The sequence below is a fragment of the Actinoplanes sp. NPDC048791 genome, from assembly GCF_040650095.1.
In the GTDB taxonomy this organism is placed as follows: Bacteria; Actinomycetota; Actinomycetes; order Mycobacteriales; family Micromonosporaceae; genus Actinoplanes.
In genome coordinates this window covers 1-1,676 of sequence record NZ_JBEZGQ010001438.1, presented here as the reverse complement: position 1 = coordinate 1,676, position 1,676 = coordinate 1, and the positions used below count along the sequence as shown (strand labels likewise).

Sequence of the window (1,676 nt, the reverse complement as noted above, 5' to 3'; positions counted from 1 at the left end):
GGCTGGGCCACCGCCGGTCCACGGCCGGTTGCCTCTCGCAGCGCCAGCGTCCCGGTCAGCGGATCCGGCGGACGGCGCAGCCGCGACGACGAGGCCACCGGCGAGCAGGTCGCGCCCGCTCCCCGGCGCTCGGCCAACCTGGACGACGTGCAGGAGGCCGCGGCCGGCCGGCGCGCCGCGAAGGCGGCCGGCGAGACGCCGCTGCGCCCGGGTGACGTCAACGACGTGTCGATCACCTTCTGGGAGGAGTCGGCCAGCGCGCAGTTCCGCGCCGAGTGGCACGAGGTCAAGGCCCAGTTCGTCGACGACCCGGTGGCCGCCCTGACCCGGGCGCACGACCTGCTCACCGAGGCCGTGCACGAGCTCACCGAGTCGATGCTGGCCGAACGCGACGAGCTGGACCCGCTGCGCGCCGGTTCGACGCCGGACACCGAGAGCATGCGGATGGCGATGCGCGGTTACCGCGAGTTCCTGGACCGCATCCTGGCCCTGTAGGCCGGCCCCGCACGACCCGAGAGCCGCGATCCCCTCCGAGGGGGTCGCGGCTTTTGTCATTGCCCTGCCCACGGAATTCATCTAGCGTTGAACTCATTGGACGATGAATTAACTGGGGAGGCATGATGACCAGCGCCATCGAGGTCCAGGACCTTGTGGTCGAGCGCGGCAAGCGCCGCGTGTTGCACGGGGTCAGCTGCGCGGTCGCGGCCGGCAGCGTCACGGGGCTGCTCGGCCCCAGCGGCAGCGGCAAGACGACACTCATCCGGGCGATCGTCGGCGTCCAGGTGGTGAAGTCGGGCACGGTCACGGTGCTCGGCGAGCCGGCCGGGGCGCCGGCTCTGCGGCGTACGGTCGGTTATGTCACCCAGGCCCCGAGCGTGTACGCCGACCTCTCGGTCCGGGAGAACGCCCGCTATTTCGCCTCGCTGTACGCCTGCATGCCGTCCCAGTCGCGGCCCTGCCACTGCAGGTCGTCGAGGCGGGGGACACCGCCGGACTCCAGCCCGGAGGTCAGGTAGACCAGCCGCGCCGGCCAGGGGATCAGAGCGGTCAACACGTACGGCGCCAGCACGTTGACCTGGAAGATGCGTTCCAGGCCGTCACCGGTGCGCACGGGCGCGTCCTGGCCCCCGCCCACCCCGGCGTTGTGGATCACCACGTCGTACGGGCCCACCGCCGCCGCCTGCTCGGCCAGCTCCCGCGTCTCGGCCAGGGAGGTCAGGTCGCCGCGCACCACGGCGGCGGCCTGCGGCACCGACGCCAGGGCCTGCGCCGCGCGTTCCTCGTTGCGGGCGTGCAGGACCACCCGGTGCCCGTCCGCCGCGAGCGTGCTCGCCGTCTGCCGTCCGATGCCGTCGCTGGATCCGGTCACCAAAATCGTTGCCATGTCCTCCTGCTTCCCTCAATGCGTCGCGCTGAACATCACCGGGCCGCGCTGACCGTCACCAGGTGATCCGGAGGTCGAGCCGGCTGGAGGCGGCGAGCGGGTCGTCGGCGTCGACGACCGCGATCAGTGCGGCCTCGCCCGGCCCGGCGGCGCGGACGGCCAGCCCTTCGATCTTGTACGGCCCGCCGGGCACCGCGGCCACCCCGAGCACCCGGTCGTCGTCGAGCAGGGCGATGGCCGCGCCGACCACCGGACCGTCGTCGACCGCGTTCGGGGTGTCCTCCGCGGCGGC

The 1,676-nt window shown here is 73.0% G+C and carries 1 protein-coding gene and 3 pseudogenes; 2 read left to right on the top strand and 2 right to left on the bottom strand.

The window, feature by feature from the left end; translation table 11 throughout:
* Window positions 1-495 (top strand): annotated as a pseudogene (locus AB0C29_RS47185) (hypothetical protein); the annotation flags it as partial.
* Between the two features lie 125 nt (window positions 496-620).
* Window positions 621-926 (top strand): annotated as a pseudogene (locus AB0C29_RS47180) (ATP-binding cassette domain-containing protein); the annotation flags it as partial.
* Here the strand turns inward: AB0C29_RS47180 and AB0C29_RS47175 are convergent.
* Both AB0C29_RS47175 and AB0C29_RS47170 read right to left on the bottom strand, forming a co-directional pair.
* On the bottom strand, window positions 911-1,384 hold the full coding sequence (locus AB0C29_RS47175) for an SDR family NAD(P)-dependent oxidoreductase (RefSeq protein ID WP_360834746.1): 474 nt from the start codon (window positions 1,382-1,384) through the stop codon (window positions 911-913). The pseudogene AB0C29_RS47180 and the gene AB0C29_RS47175 overlap by 16 nt on opposite strands.
* Window positions 1,385-1,439: 55 nt before the next feature.
* A pseudogene (locus AB0C29_RS47170) lies at window positions 1,440-1,676 on the bottom strand (hypothetical protein); the annotation flags it as partial.